This is a genomic window from Pseudomonas sp. SH10-3B (assembly GCF_019891415.1).
Lineage (GTDB): Bacteria > Pseudomonadota > Gammaproteobacteria > Pseudomonadales > Pseudomonadaceae > Aquipseudomonas.
In genome coordinates this window covers 33,675-52,518 of sequence record NZ_JAFLXD010000010.1, presented here as the reverse complement: position 1 = coordinate 52,518, position 18,844 = coordinate 33,675, and the positions used below count along the sequence as shown (strand labels likewise).

Annotated in this window: 13 protein-coding genes; 12 read left to right on the top strand and 1 reads right to left on the bottom strand. The window is 61.5% G+C overall.

Going from position 1 to position 18,844, the window contains the following annotated elements; genetic code table 11:
* Positions 1–116 precede the first annotated feature (116 nt).
* Positions 117–494, top strand: coding sequence for a fe2+ zn2+ uptake regulation protein (locus J1G35_RS10260; RefSeq protein WP_223014852.1), 378 nt, complete (start codon positions 117–119; stop codon positions 492–494).
* Here J1G35_RS10260 and J1G35_RS10255 read toward each other — a convergent pair.
* Complete coding sequence (locus tag J1G35_RS10255) at positions 491–679, bottom strand: hypothetical protein (protein ID WP_016978057.1); 189 nt, start codon at positions 677–679, stop codon at positions 491–493. The two genes, J1G35_RS10260 and J1G35_RS10255, sit on opposite strands and share 4 nt — an antisense overlap.
* Positions 680–997: 318 nt before the next feature.
* On the opposite strand from J1G35_RS10255, the gene J1G35_RS10250 reads away from it, so the two are divergent.
* The 11 genes from J1G35_RS10250 (at position 998) to J1G35_RS10200 (ending at position 18,825) form a co-directional block, all read left to right on the top strand.
* Positions 998–4,498 (top strand): membrane-targeted effector domain-containing toxin, encoded by a 3,501-nt coding sequence (locus J1G35_RS10250; RefSeq protein ID WP_223014851.1) that lies wholly within the window; start codon positions 998–1,000, stop codon positions 4,496–4,498.
* Positions 4,499–4,681: 183 nt separating this feature from the next.
* Positions 4,682–6,676 (top strand): methyl-accepting chemotaxis protein, encoded by a 1,995-nt coding sequence (locus J1G35_RS10245; protein ID WP_223014850.1) that lies wholly within the window; start codon positions 4,682–4,684, stop codon positions 6,674–6,676.
* Positions 6,677–6,754: 78 nt separating this feature from the next.
* A complete protein-coding gene (locus J1G35_RS10240; protein ID WP_053129558.1) occupies positions 6,755–7,213 on the top strand; it encodes an SRPBCC family protein in 459 nt (152 codons plus the stop codon).
* A gap of 81 nt (positions 7,214–7,294) precedes the next feature.
* On the top strand, positions 7,295–7,741 hold the full coding sequence (locus J1G35_RS10235; RefSeq protein ID WP_053129556.1) for a DUF411 domain-containing protein: 447 nt from the start codon (positions 7,295–7,297) through the stop codon (positions 7,739–7,741).
* 3 nt (positions 7,742–7,744) lie between these two features.
* The gene (locus J1G35_RS10230; protein WP_172681450.1) at positions 7,745–8,188 is read left to right on the top strand and encodes a YqaA family protein; all 444 of its coding nucleotides are present in this window, start codon (positions 7,745–7,747) and stop codon (positions 8,186–8,188) included.
* Between the two features lie 44 nt (positions 8,189–8,232).
* A complete protein-coding gene (locus J1G35_RS10225) occupies positions 8,233–9,234 on the top strand; it encodes an alpha/beta hydrolase (RefSeq protein WP_223014849.1) in 1,002 nt (333 codons plus the stop codon).
* A gap of 25 nt (positions 9,235–9,259) precedes the next feature.
* Positions 9,260–10,213 (top strand): D-2-hydroxyacid dehydrogenase family protein, encoded by a 954-nt coding sequence (locus J1G35_RS10220; RefSeq protein WP_223014848.1) that lies wholly within the window; start codon positions 9,260–9,262, stop codon positions 10,211–10,213.
* 465 nt (positions 10,214–10,678) lie between these two features.
* Positions 10,679–12,232 carry a glycogen synthase GlgA gene (glgA, locus tag J1G35_RS10215; protein WP_053129543.1) on the top strand — a complete coding sequence of 518 codons (1,554 nt, stop codon included), beginning with the start codon at positions 10,679–10,681 and terminating at the stop codon, positions 12,230–12,232.
* Between the two features lie 19 nt (positions 12,233–12,251).
* The gene (gene treZ / locus J1G35_RS10210; RefSeq protein WP_223014847.1) at positions 12,252–13,997 is read left to right on the top strand and encodes a malto-oligosyltrehalose trehalohydrolase; all 1,746 of its coding nucleotides are present in this window, start codon (positions 12,252–12,254) and stop codon (positions 13,995–13,997) included.
* Positions 13,994–16,078 (top strand): 4-alpha-glucanotransferase, encoded by a 2,085-nt coding sequence (malQ, locus tag J1G35_RS10205; protein WP_223014846.1) that lies wholly within the window; start codon positions 13,994–13,996, stop codon positions 16,076–16,078. The genes treZ and malQ overlap by 4 nt, the downstream gene beginning before the upstream one ends.
* A complete protein-coding gene (locus tag J1G35_RS10200) occupies positions 16,075–18,825 on the top strand; it encodes a malto-oligosyltrehalose synthase (RefSeq protein ID WP_223014845.1) in 2,751 nt (916 codons plus the stop codon). Before malQ ends, J1G35_RS10200 begins: the two co-directional genes overlap by 4 nt.
* The last annotated feature ends 19 nt before the right edge of the window (positions 18,826–18,844 follow it).

Below are 18,844 nucleotides of genomic sequence, written 5' to 3'. Positions count from 1 at the left end.
AAACCGATACCGACGAAATTTCTACATCCCTCACTTCATGATTTCCCTTGCTCGTTCGTCTTATTAGATAAGAGCGCCATCATTTTCCTGATCAGGCTCTGATAAGGAGTTTTTGCATGTACAACCCGCAAGTGCCCACGGACGGACATTCGGTCGCCGATAGCCAATTCACCAGCGGCGCGCAAGTGTTCGGTAAAACGCCCGAACAGCAAGGCAACCAGCGTATTCGGCATTTACTCAAGTGTTTTGGTTTGCGCACCAGCCTGATTCGGCTGAAGGTCATCGACGCCCTGCTCACCGCCGCCGACAACCAGCGCGCCCTGGGGGTACGCGGCGTGCACAGCCATCTGCTGGAGCTGGGGATTCCGCTGTCGTTCCTGAGTGTGCGCGAGGTGCTCAAGCGCCTCTGCAGCGAGGGGGTGATCACCCTCAACGCGGATAAAAGCTACAGCCTCCATGAAGAGGCTGCGAAGGTACTCGAAGGTCGGGCTTAGAGCTTGACCTTGCGGCGCATGATGCCGTTGATCACCACCACGACCACTGCGACCGCAATGGCGATGGTCTGGAACGTCTTCTCACTGATAGCCCCGATGTTCTGCAGGTAGGACAGGCCAAACATCGTCGCCAGTACCGCCAGGGCGATCAGGATCGAGTATTTCAAGCGTTGCTTTTGGGTCATGAGGGGTTCCTGAACCGGAAGAGTGTATCCACTGTGTTCGCCGAACATGCCAGGCATACACCCGGCGACGGGTGCGTATGTTACAGGTGATAAAACACTTTGGCGCGTCCGGCATTTCCGTCATCCCCCCGGCAGCAGACGAGTGGACCGCCCCCCTGATGGACGTTTCACGCCGTTACCGACACCCGACTTTACAAACCGCAAGCCTCCCGGCAGGAACCCCGGTGGGTGTTTCCCACACCCAATGGGGCGTCTGGGGAATAGGGAACCTCCTAATAACAGGCGCTTTTGTTGCCACGTCAAGAAAGGTACCCCCCCATGACAACCCCTTCTGTAGCCGTCCAGCAGCCTCGCCCTTTTCTGCCCTCCCTCCCCATTGATAACCACCGCCAGCCATTAGCCGGCCAGTCGTCCACAGGTACCCAGCATGCGGACTCTGCCAATACGGGCCTGGAACAGGCCCAGGCAAACATGCAGAACCTGCGAGCCCTGGGGCAAAAACTCAACGAAATCGCCCTAGACCTGGGCAAGACCACACTGCCTCAGGCAATCCTGCGGGCGCTGAGAACGACACTCATCGATGTGCATCCCGCGTCTTCCTCTTCCGAAGCCGGTAACACCGTCACGCTTGAGGCGTATATCCGCTCGTCCAACTTCAGCGTACCCACCAGCCATTTTGCACTGACCGCGTTGGCTGACGCGGTGCTCAATAGAACCCAGCAACACCCTTTGGGTAACTTTGGCGGCGCGCTGTCCTGGCCGATGCCCTTGAGTGCCCAGGGGCAGAACGCGCTGCTGGAAACTGCCCTGCGCTATGCGACCCAGCATCCGAACCCTCGACCGATGGGGACAAGCCTGGGTGTACTGGAGTATTTGAACAGCAACCAGCCATTGTCCGCCGAGGCCATGAAAGACCCGGCCAAGGCCCTGGAGGCACTGCTTGGCACCCCACGCGCGCAGGATCTGGGCCAAGCCTTGCAGACTCAGTTGAGAGGTATCGCCACCGACACCAGCGTGAACGACTACACCTTGGCGGCGATGAATGTGCTGCTGGACCCGGCGTCCATTGGCGAGCCCCATGCAAACACCGTCGCCAACTTCGATCTGGCCCAGCAAAGTCATTGGGGCAAACCCGCGTCGGCGGTGTTGGGCAACCTCAGTGCGCATCTGGAGACCGAAGGCTACGCCACACCTGCAATGGCCAACGTCGGCGCCTACCTGTTACTGGCCAGAAAAGCTCCCGAGCTGCTGATCAAAGACATCCCCGCCAACGTGACCTACGGCAGCGCTGCCTGGGTCAACCTGTCCATCGCAGCGGCAACGATCGAAGCCTGGACACCCGGCAGAGTGCCCAACATGACCTTCGCCCAAGTCATGATGGAAGCCGAAAATGCCGGCCTGCAAAACCTGTCCGTCACCCAGCAGGCACAGACCGCTGCGCTGCGGGTCTGGGGTGTCGTCAACGGCGTGCTCTCTGAAACAGAAGCTGGCCGTTACGCTACCCCCGACATTGAGAAGGCCAGGAGCGCCTTCAACCGGCAGGCAGACGCCCGGGTCGGCGCCAGCGACCAGATCGAGGCCGCAATCCCCAACCGTAAAGAAATCGCACTGGCCAAGCTGAAAGAACGATTTGGCGAGGATGTACCTTTTGAAGAGAAACTGCTGACCGTCAAGAACACCTCGCAGCCCTACGACCAACCGCTCTATGACCCTAATCGCGCACCCGCCGGTCGACACTCGTTGCTGGATATCGCAATGAGCGGGCTGCATCAGTATGAGTGGGAATCCACAGACGAGCGGATTGTCAACGCCACACAAGGCAAGTCCCTCGCATTTGACGTAAAGGAAGTGTTCGATACTCAGCTCACTCAGGCCATGGAAGCCCGCAAACAAGGGATCTCCATCGCCATCGGGCAGATGATCAGCCAACTTCCGATCGAAGACCGGGAGAATCTCGAATATGGACGGCTTGAGTTCTATCAGAACCATACCTACACCCTGGACCCAGGCTTCACTGGGCGAACCCTTGCCAAAAAAAATGATCGGTTGCTGATCAAGTCCACAGGCGTGAGCGGCGAGACGGTTTATGAAGTGGATCTCAAACAAGCCACTATCAAGGCGGTTCCCGGTACCGTATTGACCCAAGAGCAAACGCGCGAGGCCAGCCGAATCTATCCAATAGAGACGTTCACCCCAAAAGACATCGCTGCGACCGCGTTTGAAAAAAGTAAAGAGGCGCGCACACCACTGCCGGTGCCCGACAGCTTCTCCAGCCCCCGTACGCTGGCGATCGCCGACGCGTTTACCCAACATCTGGATATCTATAACTCAGATGTGATCAAGCAGGCCAAAGGCGCAACCACCTTTGATCGGCAAATGGAGACCCAGTCAAAACTGGCGAATTTTTTCCTTGATTTGATTCCACTCAAATCGTCGATCCAGAACTTTTCGGAGGGCAACTACCTGGATGGAGCCGTCGACCTGGGCATGGATATTTTCGGTTTCGTCACGGCGGGCGCAGGTGCGGCAGCCAAGGTGGCTACTGTCGCGTCCAGGACCGTTAAAGCGACGACCAAGGCCCTCAAGGTTGCCAGAATCCTCGGCACCACCGTGATCGGTGAACTCAATCCGTTGAGCGGGGTGGGCGACCTGGTACAGGGCGGTGCCAAGCTGATCGGCAAGGGCGTGGACAAGATCAAGGGCGCCACTGGCACTTATGATTTAACCCGCACGATCACCCGCGAGCATGGGCCCATTACCCACGGCACGTTCAAGGTCGCAGACCAGACCTACCAGGGCGACACAGTCCTGTTCAACGGCCAGCGATATGCCTATGACCCGGACAAGATGAAGCCTTACGGTCCTCCCCTGAGCGACTTCAACCCGCTTGACACGCTGTCCCCCCATTCGCCATTGACGCACTCCCCCAGACAGCGTCACGCGCAGCGATTCAATCCCATGGATGCCAGTGGCCGCCCGATTCGGGTCAGAAAACCGCTACCCGACGGCGACTATGTAGAAGCCACGCGCGGAAGGTTGGAGCCGGACCATTTCAAGCCCGATACCAAGATGGCGACGATGAATAGGTTCAATGAGCAAATGAATGAATACTACGACGCCATGAAACAAGGGGGGCTCCCATCACGGCCCGCCATTCCTGACGTCCCTGAACCGATCCCCGTACCCGAGCTCATCACAAAAGCCCTTGAACACTCGCCCGGGGTGGTGTTTGGCGAAAGCCACAATCAGATGGCCAGCTTCCGGGTGCTGTTCGATAACGTGGAAACGTTGAAGAACCAAGGTGTCAAAAAAGTCTACTTCGAGGGTTTGATCGACATGCCGCAAGGGCTTGTGGATGACGGCGTGGGACGGTTGGGACGAAGCGACTCACCTCGAACCCAACCGACATTTGTGCAGTTACGCGAAAAGCTGGAGGCCGACGGCATCGAAGTGTTGCCCATCGACCACTACTACCTCACCCGACACATTGATATTCGTCGTCACCTGCACGAACCCACGCAGACAGGTCACGGTTCTGTACGGCGACTGGAAGAATTCAACTACTACGCCGCAGAAACCATCCAGGCAACGTCCGGTACAGAAAAGTGGGCCGCATTGGTGGGCCATTCCCATATGAACACCTCAGAGGGTGTACCAGGCCTCGCAGAGCTGACAGGGAGCATCGGCATTGGCGTATTTGACAACTCCAAAGTACCGTGGAGTGCTGGAATGAAGGTCCAGGGCCGTGCACCGGACCCCACCAAGGCAATCTCCCCCAGAGATATCCCAGGGGATTTGCACATCTACATGAAGCCATAGGTCACCCCCGCACGCGCCGTCACGTCCTAAAGGCATCGGGCAACAGCCCGGTGCCTGTCCTCGCTATGCCGAAACACCGCGATTTAGCACCAACGTACCTAAAGCTGCGCACATTCAAGCCGATAGCCCTACGAAGCTCCAAAAAGCCGCGTCGATAATAAACGCTTCGTAAGGACGACCCCCATGCCCCCACTGCGCTCCATCCAAGCTCGCTATACCCTGTTTCTGGTGCTGTTCGTCCTGGTGCTATTCGTGTTGACCGTCGTCGGTATCGGCCAGTTGGTCGCGCCCAAGCTGCGACAGACCGAAGAACAGGTGGTGCTCAACCGCATCAGTGAGGTGGCCGAACAGATCCAGGGCGAACTGAACAAGGTTCAGTCCCAGCAACGCACCATCACCCAAACCATTCCCCTGCTCGACAGCGATGCCATCGACAAAGTCCTGCCGGGCCTGGTCGACCAGTATGGCGAGCTGAAAGTATTCGGTGGCGGTATCTGGCCGCTGCCCAACCAGCGCACGCCCGGACGTAACAAGCACAGCACCTTCTGGCACCGTGACGCCTCGGGCAAGCTGGCGGTCAACACGTTCTGGAACAGCGACCCCGCCCCCAACTATTACGACCAGAGCTGGTACAAGGGCGGCCTCGCGTCGCCACGCGGCCAATGTGCCTGGGCCGCGGCCTATAAGGACGATGCCAGCCAGGAGCCGCGCACCAACTGCGCCATGGCGATCCAGCGTGACGGCGCGGCGTACGGCGTGGCCACCATCGACGTGACCCTGGGTTTCTTCAATGAGCTGGTGGCGAGCAAGGAAAAAGACATCGGCGGGCAGATGCTGATCGTCGAAGGCGACGGCAAGATCATCAGCAACAGCACACGCCTGAGCAGCCCGGTGGTGTTGAAAAACATCAGCGAACTGGCCGGCACCTCGGCCTTTGCCGCCCAGATCAGCAAAGCCCTCACCCATCGCGACCAGGCCTTGCAGAGCAGCGAATTCGATAATCAGGGTGTGGCCAGTACCTTCTACATGCGGCCTATCGAAGGCACGCCGTGGTTCCTGGCCACCGCCCTGCCGACCTCGCTGATCACCGCCCAGCGCGACGATGTGCTCGGCAGCCTGGCCCTGCTGCAGGTCCCCATGGTGTTGCTGCTGGTGCTGCTGGCGGTCTATGCGATCCGCCAATTGGTGCAACGCATGACAATCCTGAAGACCAACATCGACGCACTGTCCACCGGTGATGCCGACCTGACACGGCGCATCACCATCCGCGCCGAAGACGAACTGGGCGCCATCGGTCATTCGGTGAACCGCTTTATCGTCTACCTGCAAGACATGATCGGCGAAGTGACCCAGGCCACCGGGGCCATGTCATCGGGCCTTGAGCAATTGCAGCAAACCTCGGCGCACACCAACAGCATCCTGGTGCGCCACGCCTCGGAGACCGACCAGACCGTCACCGCCATCACCGAGATGAGTTCTACGGCCGATACCGTGGCGCAAAACGCGGCGGAAACCGCTTCGTTCACCCAACGCGCCAACGAACACGCCGACCGCTCCCGCGTGGTGGTGGGTGAAGCGTCCACCAGTGTCAGTGCGCTGATCGGCGAAGTCGCCAGTGCCACCCACACCGTCGAGAACATGCGCCAGGACGCTGCGCGCATCACCGAAACCCTCGGGGTGATCGGCGCGATTGCCGGCCAGACCAACCTGCTGGCCCTCAACGCGGCCATTGAAGCAGCGCGTGCCGGCGAGCAGGGGCGTGGGTTTGCGGTGGTTGCGGATGAAGTCCGCGCACTGGCGGCTCGTACCCAAGCCAGCACCTCGCAGATCAATGAAATGCTCGCGCGCTTGACCACCGGCGTGAGTTCGTCGGTAGCGGCCATGGAAAACACCCAGGCCAGTTGCCAGTCGGCGGCGGATGCCACGGCACGGGTAAACACCGGCCTTGACGAGATGGCCGGTTCGGTCAGCCATATCAACAACCTCAGCACCCAGATCGCCACCGCTGCCGAGCAGCAAAGTGCGGTGACCGAGGAGATCAACCGCAGCATGGTGCATATCCGACATATGGTCGACGAACTGGTGGAAAGCGGCCACGCCACGCAAACCAATACCCAAAGCCTGCTGGACGCCAATGGCCGGGTGATTGCGTTGATGAGTCGTTTCAAGGTGCGCTGATAAATGGCTGAGACACTCCCGTGCAATGTGCGGGAGTGGGACTATTCTGACAGTTCATAGCCACACAGGAGGTGTGCCATGCGCGCTGTCGAGCAGTCGGTCCGCTTGGAGCAGATCAGTCAGGAACGCTTTATCCAGGCCCCTATCGATGCCGTCTACGACTATGTGACCCAACCGGATCGCTGGCACGAATGGCACCCCACCTCCCTCGGTGCCGACACCGGCACCAGCGGCTCCCTCCCTGCCGGAGCACGCTTTACTGAAATGATCGACCTGTTGGGTGTACGTGTGCCGATGAGCTACCGCGTGCAGATCGCCCGGCGTCCTCGCGAATTCAAGACGGTGTTCACCTCACTGGTCGTCGACGGCTCGATTCACTACTTTTTGCAGCCCTTTCGCGACGGCACCCTGTTCAAGCGCGTGCTGACCTATGAAACCGAATTGCAGTTGGCCAGCCTCCATGAGCGCATGACCGAGCTATCGGCCGTTGCACTGGACCAACTCAGGCACCGCATGGAAAACCCGCCCTTCGTATAATTTTGAAACATTACCGCAACGTCCTACGGATAAAAGCAGGGAGAATGCCCGACCTACTGCCCGGTATTGGACGACACCCGAATGAAAACCCCATTGCGATTGGCCCTGCTTTCAGCGCTGTTCACCACCACCCTGGCCCAGGCCGCCGACCTGATTCCCATCGACGTGCATCGCGACGCCAGTTGCGGCTGCTGCAAAAAGTGGATCAGCCACCTGGAAAGCAACGGCTTCAAGGTCAATGACCACCTCGAAACCGACATGAGCGCCGTCAAGCAACGGCTGGGCGTGGCCCCGCGCCTCGGTTCGTGCCATACCGCCGTGATCGACGGCAAGTTCGTCGAAGGCCATGTACCCGCCGAGCAGGTGCTGGCGTTGCGCAAGCGTGACGACCTGCTGGGTATCTCGGCACCGGGCATGCCCATGGGTTCGCCTGGCATGGAGATGGACGGGCAGAGTGAGGCCTATCAAATCATCGGCCTGACCCGCGACGGCCATGATGTGGTGGTGGCGGACTACCCGGCGCACTGATCGGTGCTGATGGGTTACCTGGGGCTGTTCGTCGCGGCATTTGGCGCGGCGACATTACTGCCACTGCAATCGGAAGCCGTACTGGTTGGCCTGTTGATCAGCGGACATTACAGCCTGTGGTTGCTGCTGGGGATTGCCACCTTGGGCAATGTCCTTGGCTCGCTGGTCAACTGGTGGCTGGGGCGCTGGGTGGAGCACTTCAAGCAGCGTCGCTGGTTTCCGGTAAGCGACAAGCAACTGGAAAAAGCCCGCCATCATTACCAACGCTGGGGGCATTGGACACTGCTGCTCAGTTGGGTGCCCGTGATTGGTGACCCGTTGACGCTGGTGGCCGGCGTGATGCGTGAACCGTTTTGGCGGTTCCTGCTGCTGGTGACCCTGGCCAAGGGCCTGCGTTACGCGGTGCTCGCCGCCGTGACCTTGCAGTGGGTGTTAATCCCCCGTTAATCCCCCGCAAAGAGCATCCGAGCACCCTACTCGGAGCCCCGCCCATGCCTCTATCCCGTGCTTTTTGCATCGCCGGCCTGTTGACGGCCAGCATCGCCCCGGCGTTCGCCGCCAGCTATGGCCCTGAGCTGCAAGGCTTCCAATACCCCTACCCCCTCAAACATTTCCAATTCCAATCCCAAGGCAAATCCTTGCAAATGGGCTACATGGACGTGCCAGCCAAAGGTCACCCCAACGGCCGCAGCGTGGTACTGATGCACGGCAAGAACTTTTGCGGCGCCACCTGGGAAGGTTCGATCAAGGCCCTGAGCGACGCCGGATATCGGGTGGTCGCACCGGACCAGATCGGTTTCTGCAGCTCCAGCAAGCCCGAACACTACCAGTACAGCTTCCAGCAGTTGGCCCTCAACACCCATCAACTGCTGGAAAAACTCGGCATTCAAAAGGCCACGCTCATTGGCCATTCCACCGGCGGTATGCTCGCCACCCGCTACGCGCTGATGTACCCCGAGCAGACCGAGCAGCTTGGGCTGGTCAATCCGATTGGCCTGGAAGATTGGAAAGCCTTGGGCGTGCCCACGCTGAGCGTCGACCAGTGGTATGCGCGAGAGCAGAAAGTCAGCGCCGAGGGGATTCGCAAGTACCAACTCAATACCTATTACGTCGGACGCTGGAAGCCGGAGTACGAACGCTGGGTAGACATGTACGCCGGCCTGAGCAATGGCCCCGGGCATACGCTGGTCGCATGGAACTCGGCGTTGATTTACGACATGATCTTCACCCAGCCGGTGTACTACGAGTTCAAGAATCTGCAGATGCCTACCCTGTTGCTGATCGGGACCGCCGACACCACCGCCATTGGCAAAGACATTGCGCCGCCGGCGGTCAAGGCCAGGATCGGCAACTACGCGGTATTGGGCAAGCAAGTGGCCAAGCTGATTCCCCACGCAACGTTGGTCGAATTCCCAGGCCTGGGGCATGCGCCGCAGATGGAAGAGCCCGCGAAGTTTCACCAGGCACTGTTGCAGGGGTTGAACGCCCTTTAATCCAACTTTTTCGAGGCACTCGTGAATGTCGGTACAGATCGCAGTCATTGATGATTGGCAGCATGTAGCCAGTAGCGTGGTGGATTGGTCAGCGCTGGAGGCCGTGGGGCGAGTGCACTTCCTGCACGATTACCCGGCAGATACCGCCACGATGATTGAGCGTTTGAAGGGGTTCTCGGTCATTTGCGTCATGCGTGAACGCTCGACCTTCGACAAAGCCCTGTTGCAGGGTTTGCCCAACCTCAAGTTGCTGGTAACCGGTGGCATGCGCAATGCCGCCATCGACCTCGCCGCCGCCAAGGCCCTGGGTATCCAGGTGTGCGGCACCGACAGCTACAAGCAGGCGGCGCCGGAACTGACCTGGGCGCTGATCATGGCCTCCACCCGAAACCTGTTGGCCGAAGCCAATTCCCTGCGCGCGGGTGGCTGGCAGGTCGGCCTGGGCGGCGACCTGCATGGCAAGACCCTGGGCATACTCGGCCTGGGCAGCATTGGCCAGAAGGTCGCGCAGTTCGCCCAGGTGTTTGGCATGCGGGTGATTGCCTGGAGTGAAAACCTCACGCCGCAACGCGCAGCCGAGGCCGGGGTGACCTGGGTCAGCAAGCGCGAACTGTTTGAGCAGGCCGATATTCTCAGCGTTCATTTGGTGCTCAGCGACCGCAGCCGCGGCCTGGTCGACGCCGAGGCCTTGGGGTGGATGAAGCCGACGGCCCGCCTGGTGAACACGGCACGCGGGCCAATCGTGGATGAGCAGGCGCTGGTGCAGGCATTGACCGATGGCCGCCTGGCGGGCGCGGCCCTGGACGTGTACGCCGAAGAGCCGCTGCCGGCCGATCATGCGTTTCGCCACCTGCCCAACGTACTGGCCACCCCCCATGTGGGCTACGTCAGCGAGCAGAACTACCAGCAGTTCTATCAGCAGATGATTGAAGACATCCAAGCCTGGGCCAACGGCGCGCCCATTCGCGTGCTTGGCTGACGCACCAATCAGGTGCGGCCCGCACTAAGGGTGTGAGCGTAATCTTTGTGGTGAGCAGGCTTGCCCTGCGCTGGGGCGCGAAGCGGCCCTGAACCGGCGCAAGCCTGCTCACCACAACCTCTCGCCTTCCTCAATTGCATATGGTTACAAGTTTTTTGTCCTACAAAATTCCCACATAAACCCTACAGGCTCTGGAATCTGTCCTAGACTCATGACCGATGGGTCCGTTCCAAAACAAAAACCCCGCAAAAAATCGAAACTTTCGAACTCTGCCATAGGTCAGGTCTAGGGTAAGGCGCGCACAAGCGGTGCATACCAGATGCCGTCTATCTATTCTTTTTTGCTTACCGTGCAACTGGCATACGCCTTGCCAGTTTGTTATTGCGCTTGTGCGCCTGGCCGCAGGATGCGGTCATCGGAGCTAATGGCAGCGGGCCATTAGCCGACCAACACGTGGAGATAGCTATGATCAGTGCCGCTGCAAGTATTCAGGGAGAGCGTGTTAGTCAGCCAGTTGGCGGGTCGACAGCTTTAGTCGACCTCAACACGGTGCGGCCGGTCCCGAGTCATAACCCCAATCGCAAGAAAGTCCTGTTCGTGACGTCCGAATTCGCCGACCTGGTGAAAACCGGTGGCCTGGGCGACGTGTCTGCGGCGCTGCCCCGCGCCATGGCCCACTTGCATGATGTGCGCGTGCTCATCCCGGGTTACCCGCAGGTGATGGAAAGCGACAACCCGATCCATATCATCGGTGAGCTGGGTGGCCACGCCGCACTGCCGCCGTGCAAGATCGGGCGCATGGACCTCAAGGACGGCCTGGTCATCTATGTGCTGATCTGCCCCGAGCTCTACGAGCGCGAAGGCACGCCGTACGGCGCCAACAACGGCCGCGACTGGCCGGACAACCATATTCGCTTCGCCCGCCTGGGCCTGGCCGCTGCCGACATGGCCGCCAACCTCGCGCAGATCCATTGGTGCCCGGACCTGGTGCACGCTCACGACTGGCCCGCTGGCCTGGCACCGGCCTATATGCACTGGCGTGGGTCACGCACACCGACCCTGTTCACCATTCATAACCTCGCCTATCAGGGCGTGGTCAGCCTGGCTTCGACGCCAGAGCTGGGAATTCCGCCCCACGCGTTGCAACAGGAAGGCATGGAGTTCTACGGCAAGATGTCGTTCCTCAAGGCCGGCATGGCGTATTCCAGCCATATCACCACCGTGAGCGCGACCTACGCCCAGGAAATCACCACCCCCGAATTCGGCTGCGGCCTCGACGGCTTCCTCGCCGCCAAGACCCAGCAAGGCCTGCTCAGTGGTATCCCCAACGGCATCGATGAAAGTTGGGAAACCTCCACCGACACGCACCTGACCCACAACTTCAATATCGGTGACTGGGAAGGCAAGGCCGTCAACGCCGACCACGTACGCGAACTGTTCGGCCTGCATGCCTCCACCGGCCCGCTGTTCGCCGTGGTCTCGCGCCTGGTCTACCAGAAAGGCCTGGACCTCACCGAAGCAGTGGCCAGTTTTATCGTCGAGCACGGCGGCCAGATCGCCATCATCGGTCGCGGCGAGCCGGAAGAAGAACAAGCCATGCGTGAGCTGGCGCTGCGCTTCCCCGGCCAGGTCGGTGTCCGCATCGGCTTCAACGAGACCGACGCGCGCCGCATGTTCGCCGGCAGTGACTTCCTGCTGATGCCATCACGCTACGAGCCGTGTGGCCTGAGCCAAATGTACGCCCAGCGCTTCGGTTCACTGCCGGTCGCGCGTAATACCGGCGGGCTGGCAGACACCATCGAAAATGGCGTCACCGGCTTCCTGTTCAATGAATCCACGGTCGAAAGCTACGAAGAAGCCCTGAGCCGCGCGTTCCGGGTATTCGCCAATAAAGGCCTGCTCAACGCCATGCGCAGCCGCTCCATGACCCAACCCTTCAACTGGTGCCAGGCGGTGGAACCGTACGCCGAGCTGTATGAACAACTGGTGGCCAAGGCCTTGGGGAAATCGACTAAATAATCAAGGGAGGTCTTCATAGATGCCGTTACGGACTTTGGAAACCTGGCCCCACGGCGCAATCATGCTGGACGCGCAACACACGCGTTTTGCCTTGTGGGCGCCAGACGCGTTTTATGTCAGCGTTGAATTGGAAAACGGTAAATCCATCGCCATGCTGCCCCAGGCAGAGGGCTGGTTCGAGACTGAAGTAAAGTGCCCCGCGGGCACGCGCTACCGTTACAACATCGATGGGGAAATGAAAATTCCCGACCCTGCGTCCCGGGCCCAGGCCTCGGACGTGCATGGTTGGAGCGTGGTAGTCGACCCGCTCGCCTACCCCTGGCGTCACGACAATTGGCCAGGCCGCCCCTGGCACGAAGCCGTGATCTACGAATTGCACGTCGGCGCGCTGGGCGGCTACGCCGAAGTCGAAAAGCACCTGCCACGCCTGGCCGAACTGGGCGTCACCGCGATCGAATTGATGCCGCTGGCGCAATTTCCCGGTGAGCGCAATTGGGGATACGACGGCGTGCTGCCCTACGCACCGCACTCCTCCTACGGCACCCCCGAGCAACTCAAACACCTGATCGACAGCGCCCATGAACACGGCCTCGCCGTGATCCTTGATGTGGTCTACAACCACTTCGGCCCGGACGGCAATTACCTGGGCCAATACGCCAAGGGCTTCTTCCAGGAAGATGTGCACACGCCATGGGGGGCGGGCATCGACTTTGAGCGGCGCGAAGTACGGGATTTTTTCCTCGATAACGCGCTGATGTGGCTGCTCGAATACCGCTTTGATGGCCTGCGCCTGGACGCCGTGCACGCCATCGACAACCCCGGCTTTCTCCAGGAACTCGCCCACCGGGTCCGCCAGCAGGTGGACACCGGGCGGCACGTGTGGCTGATGCTGGAAAACGAGCTGAACCAGGCCAGCCTGCTCAAGCAGGATTTCGACGCGCAATGGAATGATGACTTTCATAACGTGCTGCACGTGTTGCTAACCCGCGAAACCGATGCCTATTACAGTGACTTCGCCCAGGACCCCACCGCCAAACTCGCGCGATGCCTGGGCGAAGGGTTTATCTACCAGGGCCACACCACGCGCCACGGCCATCAGCGTGGCGAACCGAGCGGTGAGCTGCCGCCCACGGCCTTCGTGGCCTTCCTGCAGAACCACGACCAGATCGGCAACCGCGCCCTGGGCGAACGCCTGCACCAGCTCTGCTCGCCCCAGGCGCTCAAGGCCGCGACCGCCCTGCTGCTGTTGTCGCCGATGATCCCGCTGATGTTCATGGGCGATGAAGCCAATGCGCGCGAGCCGTTCCTGTTTTTTACCGACCACCACGGCGAATTGGCCGAAGCGGTGCGTGAAGGCCGGCGCAATGAGTTTGCCGACTTCGCCGCGTTCCACGACCCCGAGCGCCGTGAACGCATCCCGGACCCCAACGCGCTGTCGACATTCGAGCAATCGACCCCGTTGATCGCCGACAACGAACATGCGCAGCTCTATCGCCAATTGCTCAGCCTGCGCCATCGCCACATCATGCCGCACTTGCCCGGCGCCGTGGCCTTGGGCGCGCAGGTGCTCGCCGATGCAGCCGTCAGCGCGCGCTGGCGCCTGGGCAATGGCAGCCTGCTACAGATCGACCTGAACCTGAGCGCCACGCCGCTGGATCACCCGGCAACCGCGCCAATCCTATTTGAAACGCCGGCCCCGCAAAGCGCGCAACTGCCGCCCTTCAGCGCCCGCGTCACCCTATCACCTGTTGGAGAGCACCCTTGAGCGAAGCGAACCTGGAAATCCTCGCCAGCCGAGCGGGACTGGCCGTCGATTGGATCGACGCAAACGGCCGCCCGCAACGAGTGACACCCGACGCCCTGCGCGCCGTCCTCAAAGGCCTGGGCCACCCGGCCGACAGCGATGCAGACATCAACGCCAGCCTGCTTGAATTGGAGCAGGTGCAACAAGACAAACACCTGCCCCCCTTGATGACCGTCGACAGCGGCGAAGGCCTCGACCTGGCACGCTACTTCGAACCCGACACCCTGTGCCGGGTCAACCTCGAAGACGGCGAAACCCTGGAGATGCGCCTCGACGGCGATGCCGTGCTGCCCGGCGTTATCGCCCTGGGCTACCACCAGGTGCATATCAATGACCAAGCCTTCACCCTCGCGGTCGCCCCCACCCACTGCTACAACGTGGCCGAAGCGGTGGACAACCAGCCAGCCCGCGCCTGGGGCCTGAGCGCCCAGCTGTATTCACTGCGCCGCCTGGGCGACGGTGGCTTCGGCGACACCCTGGCCCTGGAACACCTGGCGCGTTCCGCCGCCGAGCGCGGCGCCGATGCCCTGGCCATAAGCCCGATGCACGCGATGTTCAGCGCCGACACCGAGCGCTACAGCCCGTACTCGCCGTCCAGCCGCCTGTTCCTCAACAGCCTGTATGCCTCACCCGCCTGTATTCTGGGTGAACGTGAGGTGCGCAATGCAATTGAAGCCCTCGGCCTGGAAGAAGAGTTGCACACGCTGGAACAGCACAGCCTGATCGACTGGCCCGTCGCCGCCCAGGCCAAACAGCGCCTGCTGCGCGCGCTGTATGAAGACTTCCGCCACGGCCATCACCCGCAGCACGCCGACTTCCTGAGTTTCCGCCAGGCCGGTGGCGAGGCCCTGGAGAACCATTGCCGCTTCGAAGCCGTGCAGGCTGTGCGCGCCGCCGCAGGCGAAGACCTTGACTGGCGCCACTGGCCTGAAGAGTGGCGTTCGCCGCAGAGCCCGGCGCTGGTTGCGTTCGCCGAGGAGCACCCCGCCGAGATCGGCTTCTACGCCTTCGGCCAATGGCTGATCGCCCGTTGCCTGGAGCGCGCCCAACAAGCCGCCAAAGGCAGTGGCATGGGCGTCGGCTTGATTGCGGACCTGGCTGTAGGCGCCGACGGCGGTGGCAGCCAGGCCTGGAGCCGCCAGGATGAACTGCTGGCCGACCTCACCGTGGGCGCGCCACCCGACATCCTTAACCGCGCCGGCCAGGGCTGGGGCATTTCCGCGTTTTCTCCCGAAGGCCTCAAGCGCAACGGTTTCCGCGCGTTTATCGAGATGCTGCGGGCCAACTTCGCCCATGCCGGCGGCTTGCGCATCGACCACGTCATGGGCCTGCAACGCCTGTGGGTGATCCCCATGGACGCCTCGCCGCGTGAAGGGGCTTATCTGTATTACCCGGTGGACGACCTGTTGCGCCTGCTGGCGTTGGAATCCCACCGCCACCAGGCCATCGTGCTCGGTGAGGACCTCGGCACCGTGCCTGACGGGCTGCGCGAAAAGCTCATCGCCCGCTCGATTCTCGGCATGCGCGTGCTGCTGTTCGAACAGGGCCACGACGGCCAGTTCAACCCGATCCTCGACTGGCCGGATAACGCCCTAGCCACCACCAGCACCCACGACTTGCCGACTCTCAACGGTTGGTGGCACAGCCGCGATATCGACTGGAACGTCCAGTTGGGCCTGATCGATGCACCGACCGTGGAGCAATGGAGCGAACACCGCCTGCGTGAACGCCAGGCGCTGCGCCAGGCCTTGAGCCAGGACCCGCAGAACTTCGTCGATGAGATCCGCAATGAAACCGACCATATGATCGACGCCAGCGTGCGCTACCTCGGCCACACCCGTGCGCCGCTGGTGCTGTTGCCGCTGGAAGACGCGCTGGGCCTCGAAGAACAAGCCAACCTGCCCGGCACCACCGACACCCATCCCAATTGGCGCCGCCGTTTACCGGGCGAGGCCTCCAGCCTGCTCGACAACGCCGGTGCCGCGCGCCGCCTCGAACTGCTGGCTGTTGCGCGCAACCAAGCCTATGAGCGTGACCGATGAAAGCCCTGCCCCTGCGCGCGACCCAGCGCCTGCAATTCCACAAAGGTTTTACCCTGGATGATGCGGTGCCGCTGGTGCCGTACTTCGCCCAGCTCGGCATCAGCCATCTATATGCCTCGCCCTTGCTGAGTGCGCGTGCCGGTTCCATGCACGGCTACGATGTAGTCGACCCCACCAGCGTCAACCCCGAGCTGGGTGGCGAAGCCGCCTTGCGCCGGTTGGTCGCGGCCCTGCGTGAGCACGATATGGGGCTGATCCTCGATATCGTCTCCAACCATATGGCCGTGGGCGGCGCCGACAATCCCTGGTGGCTGGACCTGCTGGAATGGGGCCGGCTGAGCCCCTACAGCGAATTCTTCGATATCCAGTGGCACTCCCCCGACCCGCTGCTCAAGGGCCAACTGCTGATGCCGTTTCTCGGCAGCGACTACGGCGAAGCCTTGCAGAGCGGCACGTTGACCCTGCATTTCGATGCGGCCCATGGCGCGTTTTACGTCGAACATTACGAACACCGTTTCCCGATCTGCCCACGGGATTACGCAGCGATCCTCGGCACGGATGAGCTGCTTAAACCCCTGGCCGACCGCTTCAGCGCCCTCGCCTATCAGGATGACGCCTACGCCGAAGCCGCCTGGCTCAAGCAGGCATTGGCCGAGCGTGCCACCGAAGTGTCAGCGGCCATCGAACACCGACTGACCGAGTTCGACGGACGCACGCCGGAGGGCTTCAACCGTCTGCACCACTTGCTCGAGCAACAGGCCTATCGCCTGGCCAGCTGGCGCACGGCGGCGGACGACATCAACTGGCGGCGTTTCTTCGACGTCAACGAGCTGGGCGGCCTGCGGGTCGAACGCACGGCGGTGTTCGAAGCCACCCACGGCAAGATCTTTGAATTGATCAGCGCCGGTCTGGTGGATGGCCTGCGCATCGACCACATCGACGGCCTGGCCGACCCGCGCGGTTACTGCCGCAAGCTGCGGCGTCGGGTGGACACGCTGTCGCCGGAACGGCACTTGCCGATCTTCGTCGAAAAAATCCTCGGTGAGGGCGAAACCCTTCGCGAAGACTGGCAAGTGGACGGCACCACCGGCTACGAATTCATGAACCAGTTGTCGCTGCTGCAACACCATCCCGAGGGTTTTGCGCCGCTGGCCGAGTTATGGACGCGCCACAGCGAACGGCCCTCGGCGTTTATCGAAGAGGCGCGGCTGGCGCGCCAGCAAATCCTCAACGGCTCCCTGGGTGGCGACTTTGAAAGCGTGGCCCAGGCCCTGCTGCAGGTGGCCCGCGACGATGTGATGACCCGCGACCTGACCCTCGGCGCCATCCGCCGCGCGTTGCAGGAACTGATCGTGCATTTCCCGGTGTACCGCACCTATATCAGCGCCCAAGGCCGTAGCCGCGACGACGACAAGGTGTTCCAGCAAGCCCTGGACGGCGCGCGCACGACCCTTGGCGAGGGCGACTGGCCGGTGCTCGAGCACCTGGAAAAATGGCTCGGCGGTCAACCCTGGCGCAATCGCCCGGTGGGTCGCGAGCGCAAGATCCTCAAGCATGCCTGTGTGCGCTTCCAGCAACTGACCTCGCCGGCGGCGGCCAAGGCCGTGGAAGACACCGCGTTCTACCGCTCGGCCGTGCTGCTGTCGCGCAACGATGTGGGCTTCAGCACCGAGCAGTTCAGCGCGCCGCTGGCCGAGTTTCATGGGATCAACCAACAGCGCTTGCAGACCTTCCCCGATAACCTGCTGGCCACCGCCACCCATGACCACAAACGCGGCGAAGACACTCGTGCGCGCCTGGCCGTGCTCAGCGAGTGCGCACCGTGGTACGTCGAGCAAGTGGAGCACTGGCGAACGCTGGCAGCGCCGTTGCGTGACGATGCCGCCACCCCCTCGGCCGGCGATGAGCTGATCCTGTATCAGGTGTTGCTGGGCAGTTGGCCACTGGACCAGGCCGAAGACTTCGAGGGCTATCACCAGCGCCTGTGGCAGTGGCAACAAAAAGCCCTGCGCGAAGCCAAGTTGCAGAGCAGTTGGAGCGCGCCCAACGAGGCCTATGAACAAGGCGTCGAAGCCTTTCTGTCACGCCTGTTGCTCAGTGATGAAGGACGCCCATTACGCCACGCCATCGGCAGCGCCGCCCAAGCCATCGCCCCCGCCGGCGCGCTCAACGGGCTGGCGCAAACCTTGCTTCGCATTACCGTGCCGGGTGTGCCGGACCTGTACCAGGGCGATGAGTTCTGGGACTTCAGCCTGGTGGATCCGGACAACCGACGCCCGGTGGATTTCACCGCGCGCCAACAGGCACTCGACACCCCGCCGGACATCGGCGAGCTGTTGTTCAACTGGCGTGACGGGCGTATCAAACAAGCGTTGATTGCCCAGGTACTGGCCTTGCGCAAGGCCCATCCGGACGTGTTCCGCAGCGGCAGCTATACACCGCTGCAAGTGGTCGGCCAACACGCCGAGCGGGTGGTCGCGTTCTGCCGTGAACACCAGGGCAAACGCCTGCTGGTGGTGGTGCCACGTTGGTCCCATCACCTGCTTGAAAACGGTGTGCATCCCCAGATCAATGCGCAGGTTTGGGGCGATACCCGGGTGAAATTACCGTTCGCCGCGACAACGCAAAACTGGAAGGGACTTTTTCACACAGGCGCAGTCACACCAGACAAGGAGCTGTTGATCAGCACTGCCCTGGGGGATTTCCCGGTCAATGTCTTTATCAATCCTGATGATCAAGAAAGCTGAAAATTTTCTGTGAGGAGCA

Coding starts and splice junctions, on each gene's coding strand:
- treZ (WP_223014847.1), top strand. CDS start 12,252: ATGCCGTTACGGACTTTGGAAACCTGGCCCCACGGCGCAATCATGCTG.
- J1G35_RS10255 (WP_016978057.1), bottom strand. CDS start 679: ATGACCCAAAAGCAACGCTTGAAATACTCGATCCTGATCGCCCTGGCG.
- J1G35_RS10245 (WP_223014850.1), top strand. CDS start 4,682: ATGCCCCCACTGCGCTCCATCCAAGCTCGCTATACCCTGTTTCTGGTG.
- J1G35_RS10235 (WP_053129556.1), top strand. CDS start 7,295: ATGAAAACCCCATTGCGATTGGCCCTGCTTTCAGCGCTGTTCACCACC.
- J1G35_RS10240 (WP_053129558.1), top strand. CDS start 6,755: ATGCGCGCTGTCGAGCAGTCGGTCCGCTTGGAGCAGATCAGTCAGGAA.
- J1G35_RS10225 (WP_223014849.1), top strand. CDS start 8,233: ATGCCTCTATCCCGTGCTTTTTGCATCGCCGGCCTGTTGACGGCCAGC.
- J1G35_RS10260 (WP_223014852.1), top strand. CDS start 117: ATGTACAACCCGCAAGTGCCCACGGACGGACATTCGGTCGCCGATAGC.
- J1G35_RS10250 (WP_223014851.1), top strand. CDS start 998: ATGACAACCCCTTCTGTAGCCGTCCAGCAGCCTCGCCCTTTTCTGCCC.
- J1G35_RS10220 (WP_223014848.1), top strand. CDS start 9,260: ATGTCGGTACAGATCGCAGTCATTGATGATTGGCAGCATGTAGCCAGT.
- J1G35_RS10200 (WP_223014845.1), top strand. CDS start 16,075: ATGAAAGCCCTGCCCCTGCGCGCGACCCAGCGCCTGCAATTCCACAAA.
- glgA (WP_053129543.1), top strand. CDS start 10,679: ATGATCAGTGCCGCTGCAAGTATTCAGGGAGAGCGTGTTAGTCAGCCA.